Here is a 19,440-nt window from a genome sequence, read left to right on the forward strand (position 1 = left end):
ATCAGATTGATGAACCGGGTGGCGGGCGCCGGGGCGCCCGGCCATTCCCTTACCATTTCGAGAAGAAGTTCCCGACATCGTCGACCGTCTTGTTGATGCCGCGACCGATGATCGCGCTCCCGATCTTGCCGCCGACCTTGATCGCCAGCCCCGCTCCCTTGATCAGGCCGTTGATCAGCGCCGGGGACACGCCACCTGAGACATGCTCCAGATCGTCATCGCTAAGGTCCCCGTCTTCCCTCTCGGAATCCTTGATCGCCTTGACGAACCGCGCCCGGGTCTCCTCCACGTCCACGGCGGTGACTTCGAAACCGTTGTCGTTGGCCAGTTCCACGACCTTCGGCGGAATCGCCGCGGCCTCGTTCTCATCCAGAATCGCGACCAGCCGGGCAGCGACCGCCTCGTCGGCTTCCGCTTTCTCCAGGAACGCATTCATCGCTTGCATGCTCATCTTGCATCTCCGTGTGCATATGTGTCGGTGTCGGCTTCGTCTCCGTCGGCCGGGAAGCGAAACTCGATTTGTCCGCTTCCCGGCTCCGGGATCACCAGCGGCTGAAGAATTTGCCGATATCGTCTACGGTGTTGTTGACGCCACGGCCGATCACTGCTGCGGTAATGCCGCCACCGGCGGTGACAGCCGCGGCGCCGAGGCCGATCAGGGCCGCCGTGGTGGCGACGGCGAGACCGCCGGAGACATTCTCGAGATCGTCGTCACTCAGATCCCCGTCGGCATTCTCGATCGCGGTCGCGGCCTGGGCGCATTCTTCCTGAACCTGTTTCACGTCTTCCTCGGTGACGGTGAAACCGTACTCGCCGGCAAGGCCCACGACCTTCGGATAGATATCCTTCTGCTCGTTGTCGCCGATGATGGAGACCAGTTTCTCGCTCAGTTGCTCGTCGTTCTGGGCCTTTTCCAGAAAGGCCACCATTGCCTGATTGCTCATTGATTACCTCCGTTTGCGAGCGCTCAATTCGATAGACGGCATGACCGGAAGCAGGCGCCGGAGCACCCACCCCCCCCCGCGTCACCAATTCTTCAAGAGGTTAGTGGTCTTCGTCACAAGGCCATTGGAATACTGGTCTATACCGATGGCCCCAATCTGGCCGGCCTTGATGAGCCCGTTCATCGCTTGGTTCATGCCGTGTTGGATGGCCCCAAAACCTAGACCGCCGGAGACATTATCGAGATCGTCGTCGCCGAGGTCGCCCTCGCCGGCTTCGGCGCCGTCGATCGCCTTGGCGAACTGTGCTTGGGTTTCCTTCACGTCAGACTCTGTGACCGTGAAGCCGTTGTCGTTGGCCAGCGAGACCACCTTGGAATAGATCACGTCGCTCTCGTTATGGTCGAGAATCGCGAATAGTTGTTTTGCAACCGTTTCGTCAGCCTGTGCCTTTTCCAGAAAGGCGCTCATTTCCTGCATGCTCATGTCTTCCTCCTCGGTTTGCACTCGTCCGAGCGCGGTTGTCGCCCGCCGTTCGGGAGATCTGTCCGGCACCGGGACGATCCGGTATCTTGGTCGGACAGCTCGAGCGGGGGCGGGCCGTTCCAAACCCGCTCGAGAGGTGAAACGTCGCAGCCGCCAACGGCATCGCGGTCTCCGGCCGCGCTACCATTGCTTCAGAAAATCCTCGAGCCGCCCGGCATCGCCGGACACATGCCGGATGGCGGTACGCAAAGCCTTCGCCGCGTCCAGGCGCGCGGCCCGATGGGCCTCGCTCGCCTCGCGGAACGTGATCTCGTAACCGTTCCTCGCGGCGAAATTCATCATTGCGAGGATCGCCTCGTCGCCGAGTTTTCCGCTGATCTCCGCACGGCAGGCGGCGAAGAAATCCGGGTCGACGCCGAAGCGCTCGAGAATGTTCTCCAGGTCCGACTTGGAAGTCGGCATCCATATTGCTCCCTGGTCTGCTCATGGACCTCATCCGCTCACGCGATCTGGCGCCGGGCCAGGTCGCGGAACGGTCCTTCGATTTCCATCAGTTCCTCATAGGTGCCCGACTGGACGATGCGGCCGCCCACGACGACGAAGATGCGGTCGGCATTCACCACCGTGCTGAGGCGGTGGGCGATCACCACGCGGGTCGCATTCAGGTGCGCCAGGCTCTCGGAGACGATCGCCTGCGTTCGGTTGTCCAGAGCGCTGGTCGCCTCGTCCATCAGCAGGATCCGAGGCCGCCGCACCACCGCGCGGGCGATCATCAGGCGCTGCCGCTGACCGCCGGACAGGGTGCCGCCCCCCTCCGTCAGGAAGGTATGCATCCCCATCGGCATGTGTTCGATATCCTCGTCGAACCCGGCCATGCGGGCGGCTTCCCAGGCCTCGTCCTGGGTCAGCGGCGCGGAACCGACGATGTTCTCGAAAATGGACCCGGGCAGGATGGCGCCGCGCTGCAGCACAACGCCGATCTGGCGGCGCACGGTCTTGAGGTCGAGCCGGGAGAGATCGAGCCCGTCATACCCGACCGTGCCCTGCTCCGGCGTCTCGAACCCCAGCAGCAGGCGGAAGATGGTCGACTTGCCGGAGCCGGACGGTCCGACGAAGGCGGCGAATTGCCCGGCGCCGATATCGAGGTCGACATCGTTCAGGATCAGCGGCCCGTCGGCATCGTAGCGGAACGAGACGTTGGAAAGGTGGATGCTGCCGTCAAGCACCGGAGCCGGTTTGCGTTCGGGATCGAGTTCCGGCTGGGCGTCCATGATCGGCTTCATATTCTCGTAGATCGGCACCGCCGAGAGCGAGTTGGAGACCGCCTGCACCAACCCCAGAAGGGCGCCGTGGAATCCGCCGAAAGCAGCGTTGAATGCAACAAAACTGCCGACCGAGAGCCGGCTTTCGTCGCTGCCGACCATGTAGAAGAACATGATGCTGGCCAGCACCGGCAGGACGGCGTTGAGGGTCTGGATCGCATTGCCGATCCGCGCCGCCCGCACCGTGTGCTGGCGCTGGTCGGCGAACTTGTGAATCCAGCGCGAGATTGCCCGGTCTTCCGCACCCATCAGCCGGATCTTCTGGATCCCGATCAGAATCTGCAGGATGAAGCTGGACACCGCCGCATCCGCCTTGAGCTGGACCCGCTCGAAGCGGAGCTGCAAGCGGCTGAGGCCGAGCAAAATCAGGCTCGTCACCAGCGTGAAGACGAAGGCAGCACCGGCGAGCTTGGAATCGTAGCTCATCATCAGCACGAAATTCACGATTGAGAAGATCGCCGACAGCACCGAGCTCAACGCCGTGTCGGAAACCGCCTGACGAAGCTGCGTCGGCCCCATCGCCTTGATCAGCAGATCGCCGACCTCGTACTTGCGGAAGAAGGTTAGCGGCAGGCGCAGCAGCCGGTCCCAGACCGCCGCCTGCAGCCCGCCGTCGGCAAAGGCCTCGACCCGGAGCAATGCGATCGAGCGCACCACCTGGAACATCGCGCTGCCGATCGCGAGGAAAGCGAGACCGAGCGCAAGATGCACCAGACTCTCGGTTTCCGCGAAGGGCACCACCTCGTTCAGCAGCTTGCCGGTCAGCATCGGCGGAACAAGGCCGAGCAGCGCGGTCAGGATTGCCATCACCGCGGCCCAGCGCATGTCGAAACGGGCCCTGCCGGACAGCACGTGCCGGACCAGGTCCATCGCCTTCAGAGGCCGGAACGGCAGAGGCTTGAAGACCGTGAAGGCTTCCTCGTCCAGCCGCCCTGCCTCGGACGCCGAGATCCGGACACGCCGCCCGCCGTCGGCGGATACCCTCTCGAAGCGACCGGGACCGGTCCGAAGGATGGCGCAGGGCTCGCCGGTCTCGGCATCGAAACCGACCGCATCCGCACCTTCCCTGGTCCACCATTTGTCTGTCAGGACAATCTTGCGGAAGCGCAGGTTCGCACGTCGCAGCACGTCCTGGAGCACGACGTGCGGATCGCCGGACTCAATGAGGTCCGCCGTGGGCCGGAAATCGATCTTCTGCGCCGCGCAGACGAATTGCAGTGCTGCGATCACGGGGGGCTGGCCGCTGCCGGCGATGCGGGCGGCGGAATCCTCGCGCTCCGCATTGACGATCGCCGGCAGGCGGCGGAGCGCCGTCCCGAGTTGAGCCTCATCGTCCTCGATGCGCCGCGCGACCCGCTTCTCACGTTCCCGCGCCGCCTCGAAGAGCGTCTGCGCAACCTCCACGACCGCCGCGGTGATCCACCGGTCGACCGGCGACCAACCGTGGCGCAGCACCGTTTCCCCAGCCCCCAGTGCGGCGAAGGGAATCCCAGCAGGCACCTGCAGAGCGCGTCCGTGGCCGACGAGGGCGATCGCTTGAGTGGTTTCGCTCTCTTCACCTTCCCCGGCATCCGCGGCCGGAGCGGCTTCGTGCGCCACCCACACGGCACGTGCGGAGGAGACAAGGCCGCCGCCCGAGAGTTCCGAGGTTTCGCCGGGGGCGATGGAATAGGCTGAATGGGCATCGCGGTTCGCCGGGGCCGTATGGATCAGGAATTCACCGAGCCCGAGTTCAAATCCGTGCGTCATCGATTCCGTTCGGTCGAGCAGCGCATCGCGATCTTCGGCCGAGTAGAGCCGGAGCGTAGCGGCGCCGACGCCCACCAGGACCAGGCGCATTCCGGTGAAACCGGTGTCCGGCAAAGGCATCATCGCGCCGGTCTCGAGCGCCGCGACCATTCGCCGTGCGCCGAGCGGTTCGCCCGCTTCGGAGACGAGCTGGACGAACAGGTTGGCCGTCCCCTCCTCGATCTCGACCACCCGATGGTCGGGCGCGATGATCAGCCGGTCGCGCCCGCTGATCCGAAGAGTCTCGCCGGTTTCACCGTGTTGCTGCACGCTGCTCATGCCGTCACCCCTGCGCAATCAGCTGCGCATACGGACCGCCCGCAGCCACCAGCTCATCGTGATTTCCGCGTTCGACGACCTCGCCGAAATTCAGCACCACGATTTCGTCGGCGTCGCGGATGGTTGAAAGACGGTGAGCGACGATCACGCAGGTGCAGCCGCGGCGCCTGATGGCGACGTCGATCTCGCCTTCCGTGGTCGCGTCGAGCGCGCTGGTCGCCTCGTCGAGGATGAGGATCGACGGATCTCCGGACAGCGCCCTTGCGATCTCGATGCGTTGCGCCTGCCCGCCGCTGAAATTCGCCCCACCCTCGTCGACCTCGGCGTCGAGCGCGCCGCCGCGCCCGGAGATCACGTCGAGGATCCGCGCATCGCGCAGCGCGGCGAGCATGTCCTCATCCGGCATATGTTCGTCCCAGGCACTCAGATTGTCCCGGACGGTGCCGCCAAAGAGAATGATCTCCTGGCTGACCGAGGCGACGGACTGGGTCAGGGTCGAGACCGGGTGTTCGTCCAGCGGCACGCCGTCATAGAGAATTTCGCCGGACCAGGGCCGGTAGAGCCCAGTCATCAGCTTGGCGATGGTCGACTTGCCGCTGCCCGACCCGCCGACGAGGGCGACGCGGGCGCCGGACTCGATGGTCAGGTTGAAGTTCTCGATCAGCGGCGCCTCGAGCCTGCTGTAACCGAAAGTGACGTCACGCAGCTCGATCCGTCCGCTGAGCCGGGTGGCCGGCGCCGCCGGTCTCTCGCGGTAGCGCTGATCCTGAGCCTGCTTGGCGACATCGTCGGTCCGGACCAGGTCCGCATTCAGTTCCTGGATCGCCCCGGCCGTCGCGACCAGAGCGTTGATCGGGCCGGAGAAGTTCTGGATCAGGGCCTGGAAAGCGACCAGCGTGCCGATCGTCATCTCGCCCTGCATGATCCTGTAGCCGCCGAGGCCGAGGACGATTGCCAGAGTGAGCCCGTCGAGCAGCGGCGGAAAGGCGTTGGCGACGATGCCATAGAGCCCGAGCCGGCGCTGGTTGTTGAGATGCTTGGCCTGGAACCCGGACCAGCGCTCGAAATAGTCGTCGTCCGTGCCGGTCGCCTTCAGGGTCTCGATCGCCTGGATGCCGGTGACCGAGGAGGATTGGAACTGGCCGTATTCCTGCTGCACCCGCAGGCTTGCATCGGCACGCCGCCGCATCAGCATCTGGAAGACCAGGATGTTGGTCAGCGAGAGCGACATGGCCGCGAGGGCAAGAACCCAGTCGAAGAACAACATGACAGCGCCGTAGAATCCGACCCGGATCACGCTGACGATGCTCTCCCCGAGATCGCCCGCGATTGAGGCCGCGATGCGATCGTTAGCGTCGATCCGGTTGGAGATGTCGCCCGGGTGGCGCTGGTTGAAGAAGTCCACCGGCAATCTGAGAAGATGCCAGACGAAGCGCGCCGAAGCGGCAAGCGCGAGCTTGGATTCGGTCCGCAGCAGCACCGCCTGCTGAAGCCAGGTCAGCAGCGCCGTGACGACGGCCGTCCCCGCCATGAAGAAGAGCAGCGGGACCAGCCAGTCGTCCTTGCTGTTGATCAGCACCTCGTCGACGAAGACCTTGGAGAATCCGGGCACCGCGAGGCCGGGAATCACAAGTGTCAGACTGATCAGGACCGAGAGCATGATCGCGGTTCTGATCGGCCGGGTCCGGGGGAGAAGCCGCGAGAGGACTCCCGGCGGCTTCGGGTCTTTGGTGAAGCCCTCGTCCTTCTCGAAGACCAGGATCACGCCGGTAAAGGCATTGTCGAAATCCTCCAGCGACACGGTCCGCGGCCCGGTCGCCGGATCGTTCAGATAGACCGTCCCGTTGCGGTAGCCCTCGACGACGAGGAAATGGTTGAAGTTCCAGAAGGCGATGAAGGGAAAGGGCGTGTTCAGCGCGGTCTCGACCTGCGCCTTCCGTCCCTTCGCCTTGAGTCCGTAGCGCCGCGCGCCGAACAGGATGTTTTTCGCCTTCGAGCCGTCGCGGGAGACACCGCATTCTGTCCGGAGCTCCTCCAGAGGCCGCCACTTCCCGTGATGCGCGAGGATGATGCCGAGGGCCGCAGCGCCGCATTCGACGGCCTCCATCTGCAGCAGGGTCGGCGTCTTGACCCGGCGATTGGCGATTTTCATGCGTTCCGCCATCGACTCAGAGACCGACGAAGGATTTGAGGAAAGGCAGGATCAGGGCGACGGGACGTTGCCTGCGCACGGTGATCGTGGCAGCGATCAGGGTACCCTGTTCGATCTCGAATTCCGGGCCCCGACCGCCGGTCCAGACAAACCGATCACGGTCACCGCCCTTTTCGATCAGATCGGCGCGGACCGCTACGGGCGATCCCGCCTTGGTGAAGCGCTGCACCAGCTTCTCGTTATGCAGCATCGCCTGGATCGCGGAGGCCGACAGCGGCAGATCGGAGACCTTGCGCACATTGGCAAGGATGGTGCCGAATTCTTCCTTCTTCGCGACCGTCGGCTCGACATTCGCCGTCATGCCCCGCTTGATCAGTTTCCCATCCGCCGGCGGCACGAAAAGCAGCGCGTCCATTTCTGTCGCGTCGGAAACGATCCGGACCACGGGCGTCCCCGCCGCAACCACGTCTCCGAGGCTCTTGGCGATCTCCGTTACCGTTCCCGCGATCGGCGCGTCGACGGTGCGGATGCGGCGGAGCTGCGCCCGGATGTTCTCGACCTCACCCTCGAGCGCCTCGATCTCCTTGTCCGTCGCCTGCAGGCGGTCCTTCCAGTATTCCGCCCGCTCGCGGTCCTGCACCTCCAGCTTGACCAGGGAGTTGTTCAGGTCCGCCACGGCCTCGCGTACCTGGATCAGTTCGTTTTCCCGGGCAAGCAGACGCGAGCGTTCGACGTAGCCCTGCTCCAGAAGCCGTTCCATGTCGGCCACCAGCGCCTCCAGGTTGACCTGACGGGCGCGGGCATTGCGGATTTTCTCGTTGAGAGAGGCACGTTCCTTCGCCGCGAGCGCGGCACGCAGCGCAGTGTCCTCTTCCTGGGCCTGAAGGTCGATCTCGCGCCGCACCCTGGCGTTCGCGAGTTTCTGCAGTGTGACTTCGAGCCTCTGGACATCGACATCCTGGTCGAGCAAGGCGACCGCCTGGCCGGCCTGCACGTGATCGCCAAGCGCCACACTGATCTCAATCAGCTTGCCGCTGCCCTCTGCGGAAGCGGAGAAGACCTCGCTGTCCCGGTGCAGGAGGATGCCGGAGGCGTTCACACGTGTCGGCACGCTGCCCAGGAACCCCCATGCCACCGCCCCGCCGACCAGCGCTGCAGCCGAGAGATAGGCAATCCAGTGAAACGGCGAGGCCGCGACCAGCGCCTCGTCGAGGTTCTCCGGCGAGGACAGCCGCTTGAGCGCCTTCTCTCGAAATATGGACATGCTTCCTCCACCCTTCGAAGCCGGCCGGCGGCACTCCCACGCCGCCGTCCCGGCTCCCTATACCGGTGAATTATGGCGTGCCCGTCCGGCGCGACTTGTCCGTACGTTCCGGTTTTCTTGCCGTTCCGCGCGGAGGATTTGCTGAATATTCCGAATGTTTTGCCGAACGGCGCAGCCGCGATCGGGGCCGTCGGACGGCGATCGAGGAAACAAAAAGGCCCGCTGCGGATCGCAGCGGGCGGAAGCCTCCAAGACAGTCTTTCGATGCGGCCGGATCAGACCGACAGGTGATGCAGCCAGCGTTCGTAGCGACGATCCACGCCTTCGCCGGCGCCCGGATCACCGAGCGCGTTCAACTGCGCCCTGTTGTTGCGGACGTCCCGCGGCGCAATACCGTATTTAGCCCGGAATGCGCGGCTGAAGGCGGCATCACTGGTATAGCCGGAGGCAAGTGCGATGTCGTAGATGGGCCGGTAATGGGCTGTCTCGTCGGTCAGTGCCAGGAGCGCGCGGCGGAGGCGCCGATCGCGGATATAGGCGCCGACGCCGCCAAAGGCATCGAACAGCTTGTAGAGTTTCGACCGCGATGCACCGACGCGCTTGGCAATCCATTCCGCCGAAAGATCCGGTTCCGAGAGGTTCGACTCGATGAAGCGGCGGATCATCGTCAGCTGCGCCATGGCCACGCCCGAACTCTGGTTCGGGTTCTCCTGATCCACTGCCGCATTCAGGCAGGCCGCCGCGAGCCCCGCCGTCGCGGGGGCGATCTCGATCGCCTGACTGAGGTTCATGCGATGCGACAGCGCCTTCAGCGACATCATGTGGTCGCGCAGCAGGTTGACCATGGGCTCGTCCTTGGTCAGGACACGCATGTGCTGATCGCATTGCGGCTTCAGAACCCCGTCCATCATGTCGCGCGGAATGATGAGGGAAAGATTGCGGAAATCGTTGGTACGGGAGTTCATTTCCTGGGCGAGGTCAAAGACGATCAACCCGTCTTCCGGGAGTTCGCGCAATCCTGTGCCGTCCTCCCATTGCATCTGACCGTGCTCGAAGAGCTGGATCATGTAGTGATCCATGCCGTCCCGCGCCATTACGGAAGCCGAACGTCGCCAGTCCTGCTGAAGCGTCTGGGTCCGGGCCAGCATGATCGGGCCGAACATAGTGGCATCGATTTCCGCCTTGAAGGCTTCGCTTCTGCGTGACTCCCGGTCACCATCGACCTCGAAGATGCAGGAGATGCTTTCCCTCCAGAGATCGTAGCGTTCCTTACCCAGCACAGAGTCGACGCTGAAAACCGCATTCGGTACGGGCTGGACCGCAGCCGCGTCTCCCCCCAAAGTCACTGCATCGGACATTCCTGAACCCTACCCCAAGCTACGATCCGCCTAAACCCCTCAAATCAAGCGAAAAAACTGACAAACCTGATTGATCCAACAACTTTCCCTGTAATTTTTAATAAATTCCTTCTCCGGTTCACAACCCCTCCGGACAATAAAGAAGACATGCTGCACGGCGCCAGATACGTACTGCACAATCCGGCCGGCAAAATGGAGTCGCGGCGGAAGAATCAATCCAGAGATGACGCCAGGGAGTACGGTAATGGACCCGCGTCACATCACCTGAGGCTCGAAGACCGAACCGTCCCGGAACTTCAGCCCGCCGAATGCCTGCAGCAGGTCTGAAGGCAAGGCCGGCGCGCCGGCCGTTCCGCCGACGACGGCATCAAGGGCGTCGTCAGCGAGGTCACTGTCGTTCGCAGGGTCAGGCTTCGGAATCAGATAGCTGAGCGCCACATGGAGATCTTCCTCCGAGAAAACGTATCCGAGACCCTGAGCGAAGGTCGTGATGTCGCGTGCGAAGCGGGACCGCTGCAACACGATCATCAGCTCCTGTTTGACCTCCGTATCGATCGAGACACGGTTCAGGAAATTCACCAGCGGGCGCGCCATGCGTTTGCTGTACATCTCTGCTGCTCCCCGATCGTTTCCCATCGAGCCCACCCGGTCGCCCGCCGAGAGGATCACGCCAATCACCAGCGTAGCGCCGGAGGGGTCCATGGATTGTGCAGCACGTCCATCAGGCCGCGCTGAAGATGCAATTCTTCAACGAACCGGAGAAAGTGTGCTCATCGCGCTGGCTGCCCGGATGGCGTTCTGGACCCGTTCGGAAATACAGGTCCGGCGCCGCGCGCCATGTCAGGTCTCGTGTCTCGGTCACGTCTTCGGACTGTCGATCAACGCATTCGGCTTCGCAAGGTTTCGAAGGCCGGGCAGATCGTTCAGGCGGATGGTCGCGCCGTCCACCTCTACGCCGTAGGGCTTCAGAGTATTGAACGCCCGCGACAGGTTCTCCGGCGTCATACCGAGCTGCGATGCCAGGATCCTCTTGTCGTCGGGCAATTGCAGGCTTCCGTTGCCCCCTTGGTCCTCGTGAAACCTCAGGAGACGGTTCGCCAATCGCTCAACGGCGGTCCGGAGCTTCAGATCCTTGTGCTCTTTGACCACACCCCTGTAGGCACCCGCCAGTTCGCTTACGATGGCACGGGCGAAACCTTCATCTTCGCGAAAGATCGTGCGGACGTTCTCCGACGGGATCAGCAGGATTTTGGATTTTTCACGGGTCCGCGCGGACATGAGATAAACCGCGTCTTTCAGGACCGCCGCCAGAATGAATGCGCCGATCGGTCGGACAATGCTCATTGTCGCTTCGCGCCCGTTCGACTTGGCAAAGAGTTCGACCGCGCCCTCGGTCACGACATAGAGGAAGTCCGCAGGATCGCCCTCGGCGATCAGTTCCAGCTGCGCAGGAAAGGTCTGCAGGTAAGCCGCACGCATCAACGACTCGAAATTCTCGGCGCTCATGCTCTTGAACAGGTCGAGTTCCCGCACCTGCGGCAGATCAGATGGCCGCATACATCCCCCGACCATTGGACTTGATAATCATCAACCGACTTTCCGACATATTTGTCATCCGAGTGCGGCATATCCGAGACAACGGTTTGACCCGAGGCTCGGACGATCTTGAACGCTGTTAGAACGCTACTTGTTTCTGATCCAATACCTCAGGCCTTTGATCCAGATCAATCCGGCGAACTTTAATATGGCGTGATCCTCTCCCCGTTTCGTTGTGACCGGCGGCTCTGAGCCGCTCTAGTAAGGGGTGGGATCAATGCATTCCATGGAAGGGGTTACTCCCGGAAAGCAGAACCAGATCCTCGGCATGAGCACGGTGGCGTTCACCGTCTGCTTTGCCGTCTGGACGATATTCTCGATTCTCGGTGTTCAGATCAAACAGGAGCTCGGGCTTTCCGATACCCAGTTCGGCCTGCTCGCGGGCACGCCGATCCTTACGGGTGCGTTGAGCCGCATCTTCCTCGGCATATGGACCGACCAGTATGGCGGACGCATTGTCTATTTTCTGACAATGATCTTCGCCGCTGCGGCGACCTTCCTCCTGTCCTTCGCCACGACCTACGAGATGATGCTGCTCGCGGCCCTCGGCCTCGGCCTCGCCGGCGGTTCCTTCGCTGTCGGAATCGCCTATGTGTCGAAATGGTATCCGAAAGAGAGGCAGGGAACCGCGCTCGGGATCTTCGGCGCGGGTAACGTAGGCGCGGCAGTCACCAAGTTCACCGCGCCGTTCGTCCTCGTGGCGTTCGGCTGGCAAATGGTGGCCCAGGTCTGGGCCATCGCGCTTGTCGTGACGGCGGTGATCTTCTGGTTCACGACCGAGGACGACCCCGAACTGAAAGCGCGCAAGGCCAAGGGCATCAAGGCGCCCGGCCTGAAAGAGCAGCTGGAGCCGCTGAAGAACCAGCAGGTCTGGCGTTTCTCGCTCTACTATTTCTTCGTCTTCGGCGCCTTCGTCGCACTGGCCCTCTGGCTGCCGCGCTACCTGATCGGCGTCTACGGCCTCGACATCAAGACCGCCGGGATGCTCGCCGCATTCTACTCGGTGCCGGCGAGCCTGTTCCGGGCCTATGGCGGCCACCTTTCCGACCGCTATGGCGCCCGCAGCGTGATGTACTGGACCTTCGGCGTCTCGCTCATCTGCCTCTTCATGCTGTCTTACCCGAACACGGACTACGTGATCCACGGCATCAAGGGCAATATCGCCTTCTCGACCCAGATGGGCCTGGTACCGTTCGTCGTGCTGGTCTTCGTGCTGGGCTTCATGATGTCGCTCGGCAAGGCAGCGGTCTACAAGCACATCCCGGTCTACTACCCGCAGAATGTCGGCTCCGTCGGCGGTCTTGTCGGGCTGATCGGCGGTCTCGGCGGCTTCATCCTGCCGATCACCTTCGGCGTGATGAACGACCTCGTCGGTGTCTGGACCAGCTGCTTCATGCTGCTCTTCGCGATCGTCGTCGTCTCGCTCCTCTGGATGCACTTCTCGATCCGCGCGATGGAACGCGAGGCCATGGCCGAACAGATCTCCGGCCTGCCGGAATTCCCCGAAATGCAGCATGTCCACTCGGCTGAAAAACACGGCCGGGGGACAGGTGCGCTGATCACCGACTGGCGTCCGGAGGACCCGGAATTCTGGAAGACGACCGGCAACAGGATCGCCCAGCGCAATCTCTGGATTTCGATCCCCTGTCTCCTGCTGGCCTTCTCCGTCTGGCTTGTCTGGAGCGTGGTCGTGGCGAAACTGCCGGCCATCGGCTTCACCTACAGCACCGACCAGCTGTTCTGGCTGGCCGCCCTGCCCGGCCTCTCCGGCGCCACGCTTCGGATCTTCTATTCCTTCATGGTGCCGATTTTCGGCGGCCGTCTCTGGACGACCCTGACGACGGCCTCGCTGCTGATCCCGGCCTTCGGCATCGGCTACGCGGTTCAGGATCCGAACACGCCGTACCTGATCTTCCTGGTTCTGGCCCTGCTCTGCGGCTTCGGCGGCGGCAACTTCGCTTCCTCGATGGCCAATATCAGCTTCTTCTTCCCGAAGGCGCAGAAAGGCAACGCGCTCGCCCTGAATGCCGGTCTCGGCAATGCCGGCGTGAGTGTCATGCAGTTCGTGGTCCCTCTGGTGGTCACCGCTGGCGTGTTCGGCGCGATCGGCGGCGAGCCGCAACGGATTTCGGGGGGCGCGCAACTCTGGCTGCAGAATGCCGGCTTCGTCTGGGTTCCGTTCCTGCTCGTCACCACGGCCCTTGCCTGGTTCGGCATGAACGACATCGCCACGGCCAAGGCCTCCTTCAAGGACCAGGCCGTGATCTTCCAGCGCAAGCACAACTGGATCATGTGCTGGCTCTACACGGGGACCTTCGGCTCGTTCATCGGCTACTCTGCCGGTTTCCCGCTGCTGGCGAAGACCCAGTTCCCGGAAATCGACTCGCTGCAATACGTCTTCCTCGGTCCCCTCGTCGGCGCCCTCAGCCGGGCCGCGACCGGATGGATCTCGGACAGGTTCGGCGGCGGCCGGGTGACCCTCTATACCTTCGTGCTGATGATCGCGGCGGTCGCCGGCGTGCTCTACTTCCTCGGCATCAAGAACCAGCCGGGTGCATTCTGGGGCTTCTTCGCGATGTTCATGGTGCTGTTCTTCGCCACCGGCATCGGCAATGCCTCTACCTTCCAGATGATCCCGATCATCATGCGCAGCGAACTGGAGCACCTGATGCCGAGCCTCAATCCGGCGGACCGGCTGCGCCAGGCGGAGAAGGAATCCGCCGCCATCATCGGCTTCACCTCGGCGATCGCGGCCTATGGCGCCTTCTTCATCCCGAAAGCCTACGGCTCCTCGATCTCCCTTACCGGCGGCCCGGAAATGGCGCTCTGGGGCTTCCTGATCTTCTACGTCAGCTGCGTGCTGCTCACCTGGTTCGTCTACACCCGTCCAGGCGGCCTGCTGCATGACATCGAACGCGGGATCACGCCCCGTTCTCCCACCGCAACGCCCGCCCAATAGGAGGAAAACATGAGCCAGTTTCTCGACCGGATGAACTTCCTCTCTTCGAAGAACGTCGGCACCTTTTCCGAAGGCCACGGCGTCACCACGAACGAAGGCCGTGAGTGGGAAGAGGGTTACCGCCGGCGCTGGCAGCACGACAAGGTCGTGCGCTCCACGCACGGCGCCAACTGCACCGGCTCCTGCTCCTGGAAGATCTATGTAAAGGGCGGGATCGTCACCTGGGAAACCCAGCAGACGGATTACCCGCGGACCCGCCCCGATCTTCCGAACCACGAGCCCCGCGGCTGCTCGCGCGGCGCCAGCTACAGCTGGTACATGTATTCGGCCAACCGGGTGAAGCATCCGCTGATCCGCTCGCGGCTGATAAGGCTGTGGCGCGCCGAACGGGCGACCAAGACTCCGGTTGCCGCCTGGGCCGCGATTCAGGAAGACGAGGCGAAACGCCGCGACTACATCAAGGTGCGGGGCCATGGCGGCTTTGTCCGCGCCAAATGGGCGGAGGTAAACGAGATCATCGCCGCCGCCAACGCCTACACGGCGAGGAAGTGGGGCCCCGATCGCGTGATCGGCTTCTCCCCGATCCCCGCCATGTCGATGGTCTCCTACGCGGCCGGTTCGCGCTATCTGTCTCTGCTCGGCGGCGTCTGCATGTCGTTCTATGACTGGTACTGCGATCTGCCGCCGGCCTCGCCGATGACCTGGGGCGAGCAGACGGACGTTCCGGAATCCGCCGACTGGTACAATTCCGGCTATCTGATGCTCTGGGGTTCGAACGTGCCGCAGACGCGGACGCCGGACGCCCATTTCTACACCGAGGTGCGCTACAAGGGCACCAAGTCTGTTGTCGTCTCGCCGGACTATTCCGAGGCGGCCAAGTTCTCCGACCGCTGGCTGCATCCGAAGCAGGGCACCGACGCGGCGCTCGCCATGGCGATGGGGCACGTTATCCTGCGCGAGTTCCATCTCGACCGGCAGGCCGAGTATTTCGAGAATTACTGCCGACAATATACCGACATGCCACTACTGGTCCGCCTGGTCGAGAAGAACGGCCATTACGTGCCGGAACGGCTCCTGCGCGCGTCCGATTTCACGGACGGGCTCGGCGAGAAGAACAATCCGGACTGGAAAACCGTCTCGGTCGACCGCAAGAGCGGCAAGATCGTCGTCCCGCAGGGCTCGATCGGCTTCCGCTGGGGTGAACAGGGCAAGTGGAACCTCGAAGAGAAGGACGCCAGCGGTAACGAGACCGACCTCAAGCTGAGCCTGGTCCTGGACCAGGATCACGACGAGGTGGTCGAAGTCGCCTTCCCCTATTTCGGCAACCGCGAACACGATCATTTCGAGGGCACCGACCATGCCAGCGTCCTGCCGCGCGCGGTGCCGGCGAAGAAGGCCGAACTCGCCGACGGCGAAGCGCTGGTCGCGACGGTGTTCGACCTGTTCGCTGCCAATTACGGTCTCGACCGCGGGCTCGGCGGCGCCAACGTCGCCAAGAGCTTCGACGAGAACGAACCCTACACGCCGGCCTGGGCAGAGAAGATTACCGGCGTGCCGCGCGACCAGATCATCGCGGTCGCCCGCGAGTTCGCCGGCAATGCCGAGAAGACCAAGGGCCGCTCCATGGTGATCCTCGGCGCCGGCCTGAACCACTGGTACCACATGGACATGAACTACCGGGGGATCATCAATCTCCTGGTTATGTGCGGATGTATCGGTCAGTCCGGCGGGGGCTGGAGCCACTATGTGGGACAGGAAAAGCTGCGCCCGCAGACCGGCTGGTTGCCGCTCGCGTTCGGCCTCGACTGGGGCCGCCCGCCGCGGCACATGAACTCGACCTCCTTCTTCTATGCCCATACCGACCAGTGGCGCTACGAGACCCTGAAGGTCGACGAGATCCTGTCGCCGACGGCACCGGACGGGCCGTGGGACGCGACTCTCATCGACTACAATATCCGGGCCGAGCGCATGGGCTGGCTGCCTTCCGCGCCCCAGCTAAAGACCAATCCGCTGACTGTCGCCAAGGCGGCCGTCGAAAGCGGCAAGGAAGCCCCGGAATACATCGCCGAACAGCTCAAATCCGGCGGCCTCGAGATGTCCTGCGAGGACCCTGACGATCCGGCCAACTGGCCGCGCAACATGTTCGTCTGGCGCTCCAACCTGCTGGGCTCCTCCGGCAAGGGGCACGAGTACTTCCTGAAGCACCTGCTCGGCACCTCGCACGGGGTGATGGGCAAGGACCTCGGCGAGGAAGGCCGGCAGCGCGCCAGGGAAGCCGTCTGGCACGACGACGCGCCGGAAGGAAAGCTCGACCTGCTCGTCACCCTCGACTTCCGCATGTCCACCACCTGCGTCTATTCCGACATCGTTCTGCCGACCGCGACCTGGTACGAAAAGAACGATCTGAACACTTCGGACATGCATCCCTTCATTCACCCGCTGACCGGCGCCGCAGACCCGGCCTGGGACGCAAAGTCGGACTGGGAAATCTTCAAGGGGATCGCCGAGAGTTTCTCCGAGGTCGCCCCGGAAGTGCTCGGCGTCGAGAAGGACGTGGTCATGGTACCGATCCTGCACGACACGGCGGGTGAACTTGCCCAGCCGCTGGACGTGAAGGACTGGAAGGCCGGCGAGACCGAACCGATGCCGGGCAAGACCATGCCGAACGTGGCGGTGGTCGAGCGGGACTATCCCAACCTCTACAAACGCTTCACCGCCCTCGGTCCGCTCATGGACAAGCTCGGCAACGGCGGCAAGGGCATGTCCTGGAACACCCAGCACGAGGTCGAGCTGCTGAAACGGCTGAACGGCGAGGTCAGCGAGGAAGGTCCAACGAAAGGCCGACCGAGGATCGAGTCGGATATCGACGCGACAGAGGTGATCCTCACCCTTGCGCCGGAAACCAACGGCGAGGTCGCGGTCAAGGCCTGGGAGTCGCTCTCAAAGACCACAGGGCGCGACCATGCCCATCTGGCCTTGCCGAAGGAGGACGAGAAGATCCGCTTCCGCGACGTGGTCGCGCAGCCGCGCAAGATCATTTCCTCGCCGATCTGGTCCGGCCTCGAGTCCGAAAAGGTCTGCTACAACGCGGGCTACACCAACGTCCATGAACTGATCCCCTGGCGCACCCTCTCCGGCCGCCAGCAGCTCTACCAGGATCACCTCTGGATGCGGGCCTTCGGCGAGGGCTTCTGCCTCTATCGTCCGCCGATCGACACCAAGTCGGTCAATCCGATGATCGAGAGCCGCAAGGACGGCAAGCCGCATGTGGTCCTGAACTTCATCACGCCGCACCAGAAATGGGGCATCCACTCCACCTATACCGACAACCTGATGATGCTGACGCTGAACCGGGGCGGCCCTGTTGTCTGGCTTTCCGAGGACGATGCGGCGTCTGCGGGCATCGCCGACAATGACTGGGTCGAGGTCTACAATCTCAACGGCGCAATCGTCGCGCGGGCCGTCGTCTCCCAGCGCATGAAGAACGGCACGATCTTCATGTACCACGCGCAGGAGAAGATCGTGAACACGCCGGGCTCGCCCCTGACGGGCCAGCGCGGCGGAATTCACAACTCGGTCACGCGGGCGATCACCAAGCCGACGCACATGATCGGCGGCTACGCCCAGCAATCCTACGGTTTCAACTATTACGGCACGGTCGGCGCCAACCGCGACGAGTTCGTCATCGTCCACAAGCTGGACAATGTGGACTGGATGGAAGGCCCGTATGTCGAAGGCCAGCCGTCTCATCCCAAGGAGGCCGCAGAATGAAGATCCGCGCTCAAATCGGCATGGTGCTGAACCTGGATAAGTGCATCGGGTGTCACACCTGCTCCGTCACCTGCAAGAATGTCTGGACCAATCGCGAAGGTGTCGAATACGCGTGGTTCAACAATGTCGAGACCAAGCCGGGCATCGGCTATCCCAAGGAGTGGGAGAACCAGAAGAAATGGAACGGCGGCTGGGTGCGCAAGGCCAACGGCCGGATCCAGCCGAAGATGGGCCCCAAATGGCGCATCCTCGCGAAGCTCTTCGCCAATCCGGACCTGCCGGAGATCGACGACTACTACGAGCCGTTCGATTTCGACTACGACCATCTGCAGACGGCCCACGAAAGCCAGACCATGCCGACTGCCCGTCCGCGGTCACAGATCACCGGCGAGCGGATGCAGAAGATCGAATGGGGTCCGAACTGGGAGGAAATCCTCGGCGGCGAATTCTCCAAGCGCTCGAAGGACTACAATTTCGAGGGTGTAGAGAAGGAGATCTACGGCCAGTTCGAGAACACCTTCATGATGTATCTGCCGCGGCTGTGCGAGCACTGCCTCAACCCGACCTGCGTCGCGGCCTGTCCCTCGGGTGCGATCTACAAGCGCGAGGATGACGGTATCGTCCTGATCGATCAGGAAAAGTGCCGCGGCTGGCGGATGTGCGTCTCCGGATGCCCGTACAAGAAGATCTATTACAACTGGTCCTCGGGCAAATCGGAGAAATGCATCTTCTGCTATCCCCGCATCGAGGCCGGGCAGCCGACGGTCTGCTCCGAGACCTGCGTCGGGCGGATCCGCTATCTCGGCGTCGTGCTCTACGACGCGGACCGGATCGAGGAAGCGGCGTCCACCGGCAACGAGCAGGATCTCTACGCCGAGCAACTGAAGGTCTTCCTCGATCCGCACGACCCGGAGGTGATCGAGCAGGCCCGCAAGGACGGTGTGCCGGAGGCCTGGCTCGAGTCCGCGAGGAAATCTCCGGTCTACAAGATGGCGATGGACTGGAAGGTCGCTTTCCCGCTGCATCCGGAATACCGGACACTGCCGATGGTCTGGTACATCCCGCCGCTCTCCCCGGTTCAGTCCGCTGCGGAAGCCGGCAAGCTCGGAACCGAAGGCGACATGCCGGACGTCCGCTCGCTGAGGATCCCGGTCCGCTATCTCGCGAACCTGCTGACCGCGGGCAAGGAGGAACCGGTGATCTCGGCCCTGGAACGCATGCTCGCCATGCGCTCCTACATGCGGGCCAAGACCGTCGACGGGGTCGAGGACGAGGCAATCGCGAAGCGGGTCGGCCTCACCAAGGCGATGATCGAAGACATGTACCACATCATGGCCATCGCCAATTACGAGGACCGCTTCGTCATCCCGACCAGCCATCGCGAGGTCTCCGAAGACGCCTACGACGTACGGGGCGGCTGCGGCTTCTCGTTCGGCAACGGCTGTTCCGGCGGGGCGTCCGACCTCGACCTGTTCGGCGCCAAGCGGAAGAAGCGGGTGGAAACGCCGACGGACGTATTCTGAG

The 19,440-nt window shown here is 63.2% G+C and carries 13 protein-coding genes; 3 read left to right on the top strand and 10 right to left on the bottom strand.

The window, feature by feature from the left end; translation table 11 throughout:
• Positions 1–49 precede the first annotated feature (49 nt).
• The 10 genes from ACOOE1_RS07760 to ACOOE1_RS07805 all read right to left on the bottom strand — a co-directional run bounded on the left by ACOOE1_RS07760 (position 50) and on the right by ACOOE1_RS07805 (position 11,147).
• On the bottom strand, positions 50–451 hold the full coding sequence (locus ACOOE1_RS07760) for a Nif11-like leader peptide family RiPP precursor (protein WP_420405767.1): 402 nt from the start codon (positions 449–451) through the stop codon (positions 50–52).
• A 91-nt stretch (positions 452–542) separates the two neighbouring features.
• Positions 543–944, bottom strand: coding sequence for a Nif11-like leader peptide family RiPP precursor (locus ACOOE1_RS07765; protein WP_420405768.1), 402 nt, complete (start codon positions 942–944; stop codon positions 543–545).
• An 81-nt stretch (positions 945–1,025) separates the two neighbouring features.
• Positions 1,026–1,427, bottom strand: a complete 402-nt coding sequence (locus ACOOE1_RS07770; RefSeq protein WP_420405769.1) for a Nif11-like leader peptide family natural product precursor — start codon at positions 1,425–1,427, stop codon at positions 1,026–1,028.
• A 180-nt stretch (positions 1,428–1,607) separates the two neighbouring features.
• A complete protein-coding gene (locus tag ACOOE1_RS07775; protein ID WP_420405770.1) occupies positions 1,608–1,889 on the bottom strand; it encodes a hypothetical protein in 282 nt (93 codons plus the stop codon).
• Between the two features lie 38 nt (positions 1,890–1,927).
• A complete protein-coding gene (locus tag ACOOE1_RS07780) occupies positions 1,928–4,816 on the bottom strand; it encodes an NHLP bacteriocin export ABC transporter permease/ATPase subunit (RefSeq protein ID WP_420405771.1) in 2,889 nt (962 codons plus the stop codon).
• A gap of 4 nt (positions 4,817–4,820) precedes the next feature.
• The gene (locus ACOOE1_RS07785) at positions 4,821–6,968 is read right to left on the bottom strand and encodes an NHLP family bacteriocin export ABC transporter peptidase/permease/ATPase subunit (protein ID WP_420405772.1); all 2,148 of its coding nucleotides are present in this window, start codon (positions 6,966–6,968) and stop codon (positions 4,821–4,823) included.
• A gap of 16 nt (positions 6,969–6,984) precedes the next feature.
• Entirely contained in the window at positions 6,985–8,232 is a 1,248-nt protein-coding gene (locus ACOOE1_RS07790; protein WP_420405773.1) for an NHLP bacteriocin system secretion protein, read from the bottom strand.
• A gap of 275 nt (positions 8,233–8,507) precedes the next feature.
• Positions 8,508–9,590 (bottom strand): helix-turn-helix domain-containing protein, encoded by a 1,083-nt coding sequence (locus tag ACOOE1_RS07795; RefSeq protein ID WP_420405774.1) that lies wholly within the window; start codon positions 9,588–9,590, stop codon positions 8,508–8,510.
• Between the two features lie 255 nt (positions 9,591–9,845).
• Positions 9,846–10,292 (bottom strand): Nif11-like leader peptide family natural product precursor, encoded by a 447-nt coding sequence (locus tag ACOOE1_RS07800; RefSeq protein WP_420405775.1) that lies wholly within the window; start codon positions 10,290–10,292, stop codon positions 9,846–9,848.
• Positions 10,293–10,448: 156 nt separating this feature from the next.
• Positions 10,449–11,147, bottom strand: coding sequence for a cyclic nucleotide-binding domain-containing protein (locus ACOOE1_RS07805; RefSeq protein ID WP_420405776.1), 699 nt, complete (start codon positions 11,145–11,147; stop codon positions 10,449–10,451).
• Positions 11,148–11,412: 265 nt separating this feature from the next.
• Here ACOOE1_RS07805 and ACOOE1_RS07810 point away from each other — a divergent pair, with 265 nt between their 5' ends.
• Genes ACOOE1_RS07810 through narH form a run of 3 tightly spaced genes read left to right on the top strand, consistent with a single transcriptional unit; the run spans position 11,413 to position 19,439 of the window.
• Positions 11,413–14,145 carry a nitrate/nitrite transporter gene (locus tag ACOOE1_RS07810; protein WP_420405777.1) on the top strand — a complete coding sequence of 911 codons (2,733 nt, stop codon included), beginning with the start codon at positions 11,413–11,415 and terminating at the stop codon, positions 14,143–14,145.
• A 9-nt stretch (positions 14,146–14,154) separates the two neighbouring features.
• Complete coding sequence (locus tag ACOOE1_RS07815) at positions 14,155–17,916, top strand: nitrate reductase subunit alpha (RefSeq protein ID WP_420405778.1); 3,762 nt, start codon at positions 14,155–14,157, stop codon at positions 17,914–17,916.
• On the top strand, positions 17,913–19,439 hold the full coding sequence (gene narH / locus ACOOE1_RS07820; RefSeq protein ID WP_420405779.1) for a nitrate reductase subunit beta: 1,527 nt from the start codon (positions 17,913–17,915) through the stop codon (positions 19,437–19,439). The genes ACOOE1_RS07815 and narH overlap by 4 nt, the downstream gene beginning before the upstream one ends.
• Position 19,440: the final 1 nt, after the last annotated feature.

This window comes from Nisaea sp. (assembly GCF_965216895.1).
Lineage (GTDB): Bacteria > Pseudomonadota > Alphaproteobacteria > Thalassobaculales > Thalassobaculaceae > Nisaea.